General features: G+C 71.8%; 4 protein-coding genes. 1 reads left to right on the forward strand and 3 read right to left on the reverse strand.

Features of this window, described 5'->3' with window-relative positions:
* The 3 genes from GT042_RS13095 to GT042_RS13105 form a co-directional block, all read right to left on the reverse strand.
* On the reverse strand, positions 1 to 601 hold a 601-nt coding region (locus tag GT042_RS13095; protein ID WP_161308870.1), incomplete at its 3' end, for an NADH-quinone oxidoreductase subunit C.
* A complete protein-coding gene (locus GT042_RS13100; protein ID WP_161308871.1) occupies positions 598 to 1,206 on the reverse strand; it encodes an NADH-quinone oxidoreductase subunit B in 609 nt (202 codons plus the stop codon). The genes GT042_RS13095 and GT042_RS13100, both read right to left, overlap by 4 nt.
* A complete protein-coding gene (locus GT042_RS13105; RefSeq protein ID WP_161308872.1) occupies positions 1,197 to 1,589 on the reverse strand; it encodes an NADH-quinone oxidoreductase subunit A in 393 nt (130 codons plus the stop codon). The genes GT042_RS13100 and GT042_RS13105 overlap by 10 nt, the downstream gene beginning before the upstream one ends.
* Positions 1,590 to 1,812: 223 nt before the next feature.
* On the opposite strand from GT042_RS13105, the gene GT042_RS13110 reads away from it, so the two are divergent.
* The gene (locus GT042_RS13110) at positions 1,813 to 3,012 is read left to right on the forward strand and encodes a sensor histidine kinase (RefSeq protein ID WP_161308873.1); all 1,200 of its coding nucleotides are present in this window, start codon (positions 1,813 to 1,815) and stop codon (positions 3,010 to 3,012) included.
* The last annotated feature ends 4 nt before the right edge of the window (positions 3,013 to 3,016 follow it).

The following is a 3,016-nucleotide window of genomic DNA, read 5'->3' on the forward strand; positions in this document are numbered from 1 at the left end:
GGGCCGGGCGGGCCGGGGCGGCGGGGAGCTGGCCCTTGAGCGGGCCCCACTCGTTCGGGTCGGGCACGCCCGGCGGCAGCATCTGGCGGCGCTTGGGGCCGCCGTGCTCGGACTCCCCCGGCTCCTTCGCCCCCGGCCACGCCTTCGCGACCCGCGCCGCGAGGACGAAGTCCTTCCGCAACGGGTGGCCCTCGAACGTCTCGGGGAGCAGGAGGGGGACGAGGTTCGGGTGGTCGGTGAAGGAGATGCCGAACATCTCGTGGGTCTCGCGTTCGTGCCAGCCCGCGCCCGCGTAGACGCCGAGGGCGGTGGGCAGGGCGGGTGCCTCGTGCGGGACGGTCGTACGGACGAGGAGCGCGCGGACCGTACCGGCGCCGAGGGCGGCGACGTGGGCGCAGACGCGGAAGCCGGTGCCGGGTTCGTCGACGGCGCTCAGCCAGTCGAAGTAGGTGCAGCCCAGAGTGGTCCTGGCGGTTTCGAGCGCGGTCAGCCAGGACGCGGCGGGCACGTCGACCGTCAGGAGGCCGTACGCCCGCTCCGCCGTGGCCTCCTCGCCGAAGATCTCGGCGGCGGCGTCCGGCAGCCGGTCGTACGCGCTCACGAAACGCCCTCCCCCGGGGGCGGCGGCGGAGGCACCAGTCCGCTGCGCAGCGCGGCCGGCGAGGGCCGGCCGGCCGAGGCGTAGCGGTCGCCGAGCGACTCGCGGGAGATCTTCTCCTGGAGCTTGAGGATGCCCTGGAGCAGCGCCTCGGGGCGCGGCGGGCAGCCCGGTACGTAGACGTCGACGGGGATGATCTGGTCGACGCCCTTCGTCACGGAGTACGAATCCCAGTACGGGCCGCCGCAGTTGGAGCAGGCGCCGAAGGAGATCACGTACTTGGGCTCGGGCATCTGCTCGTACAGCCGCTTCACGGCCGGCGCCATCTTGTCGGTGACCGTGCCGGAGACGACCATCAGGTCGGCCTGGCGCGGTCCCGGCGCGAAGGGGATCACGCCGAGCCGGATGAAGTCGTGGCGGGCCATGGACGCGGCGATGAACTCGATGGCGCAGCAGGCGAGTCCGAAGTTGAAGACCCAGAGGCTGTAGCGGCGGCCCCAGTTGAGGACGACCTTCATGGGCTCGGGCGCCAGCCGGGAGAGCACACCGAGGCGCTGGGGAGCCGCCACCGGCACCGGGGCCGGCGGCGCTTGGGGGGTCACGTCCATTCGAGGACGCCCTTCTTCCATGCGTAGAGCAGTCCTACGGCCAGGAAGCCGAGGAAGATGAACATCTCGACGAGCGTCGTCGCGCCGTAGCCGGGGGCGGCGAACACGGTCGCCCACGGGAACAGGAAGATCGAGTCGACGGCGAAGATCACGTAGAGGAACGCGTAGACGTAGTAGCGGACCTGGGTGTGGGCCCAGCCCTCGCCGACGGGGTCCACGCCGCATTCGTACGTGAGCAGTTTCTCCGGCGTCGGCACCACGGGCCGCAGCAGCCGGCCCGCCCCGAAGGCCACGGCGACGAACAGCACGCCGACAACCGCGAGCAGCCCGACGACCGAATAGCTCCGGAAGTAGTCCGCCGCGAGAACGGTCGGTTCCGACACGTCCGCCCCTCGCTCCCTGACTCCGTAGCAGCCGTAGCAGCCTCTTCGACGACCTGTACGGACGGGAGTCTAGGCCCTGCTAAAGAAAGGGTAAGCAGCCGCGTCCGCCTCAACCCTCCGGAACTCGTACGAACCTTTGGTACGAAGGTGGGGTTATCCCTACTTCACGCGCACCCAGCCACCCCATGGCGCGGGTGCGCGCGGCCCGGCAGTCTGGTTCCTTATGACCGTGAGTTTCGATGATCCCGACAGCAAGAACGACCGGCCGCCCCCCGTGCGCTTCGCCTTCGACCGGCAGACCTGGAAGGAGATCGCGCATCTCCTGGCGAATCTGCCGTCGTCGCTGGTCGGGTTCGTCTATGTGATGTTCACCGTGTCCACCGGGGCCGGGCTGTCGGTGACGGTGATCGGTCTGCCGTGGCTGGTCCTCGGCCTGTCCGGGGCCCGGCTGCTGGGGCGGGCCGAGCGGGCGCGGGCGCGGAAGCTGCTGGGTGTACGGATCGACGAGCCGAGCCGCCTGGTCGCGCGGGGACGGGGACAGGGGCGGGGCCAGTCCGGCGGGTTCTTCGCCCGGCTGTGGACGGGGCTCAGCGACCCGGTGGCCTGGCGGACCGTGCTGTACGAGTTCATCCGGCTGCCCTGGAGCGTGGTGACGTTCTCCGTGACGCTGACGGGCCTGTTCGTGTTCTGGCCGGTCCTGCCGTACGTGGCGCGGGGGCTCACCAATGTGGACCGCGCGATGGTACGGGGGCTGCTCTCGCCCTCCGACGAGCTGGAGCGGCGGATCGCCGAGCTGGAGTCGGACCGGGGTGTGGTGGTCGACACGGCGGCGGCGGACCTGCGCCGCATCGAGCGCGACCTCCACGACGGCGCGCAGGCCCGGCTGGTGGCCCTGGCCATGGGGCTCGGCCTGGCGAAGGAGAAGCTGCTGGAGGACCCGGACGCGGCGGCGGTCATGGTGGACGAGGCGCACGGCGAGGTGAAGCTGGCGCTCCAGGAGCTGCGCGACCTGGCGCGCGGCATCCACCCGGCGATCCTCACGGACCGCGGCCTGGACGCGGCCCTGTCGTCGATCGCCTCCCGGTGCACGGTCCCGGTGAAGGTGACCGTGGACCTGACGGAGCGGCCCGCGGCGGCGATCGAGGGGATCACGTACTTCACGGCGTCCGAGCTGCTCCAGAACGTCAGCAAGCACAGCGCCGCCCGTACGGCCTCGGTGGACGTGTGGCGGTCGGAGGAGCGGCTGCTGATCCAGGTCACGGACGACGGCAGGGGCGGCGCGACCCTCGACGGCGGTACGGGCATGTCCGGCCTGGCCGAGCGGCTGGGCGCGGTCGACGGCCTCTTCGTACTGGACTCCCCGGCGGGCGGCCCGACGACGGTCACGGCGGAGCTCCCGTGGCGGCGGCGCGGCACCGCCTGAGGAC

Source organism: Streptomyces sp. SID3212, from assembly GCF_009865405.1.
Taxonomy (GTDB): Bacteria; Actinomycetota; Actinomycetes; order Streptomycetales; family Streptomycetaceae; genus Streptomyces.

Excerpts from the sequence above, each read along its gene's own strand:
- GT042_RS13100 (WP_161308871.1), bottom strand. The coding sequence starts at position 1,206 with ATGGACGTGACCCCCCAAGCGCCGCCGGCCCCGGTGCCGGTGGCGGCT.
- GT042_RS13110 (WP_161308873.1), top strand. The coding sequence starts at position 1,813 with ATGACCGTGAGTTTCGATGATCCCGACAGCAAGAACGACCGGCCGCCC.